Origin of the sequence: Rhizobium sp. ARZ01, assembly GCF_014851675.1 — a bacterium.
Lineage (GTDB): Bacteria > Pseudomonadota > Alphaproteobacteria > Rhizobiales > Rhizobiaceae > Mycoplana.
Window position 1 is genome coordinate 1 of record NZ_JACVAE010000020.1, and the last position, 255, is coordinate 255.

The following is a 255-nucleotide window of genomic DNA, read 5'->3' on the forward strand; positions in this document are numbered from 1 at the left end:
AACGTCCTGAATTTATTGACGATCGCTCGGACTTTGGCCATTGGGAAGGCGATCTTCGGATCTTTCGGCGCGCGCTCGGCGAAGCCAACGTCACCACCCTCGTCGAGCGCAAGAGCCGCTACACGGTCATGATCAAGAACAGGAGCCGGCACTCACAGCCGATCATGGACAAGATCATCCATGCGTTCTCGCCCCTGCCGTCGCATGCCCGCCGCAGCTTCACCTTCGACCGCGGTACGGAGTTCATGGGCTATC

The 255-nt window shown here is 59.6% G+C and carries 1 protein-coding gene; it reads left to right on the forward strand.

Going from position 1 to position 255, the window contains the following annotated elements; translation table 11 throughout:
* The coding region (locus tag IB238_RS24325) for an IS30 family transposase (RefSeq protein ID WP_192253505.1) at positions 1-255 on the forward strand (255 nt) is incomplete at both ends.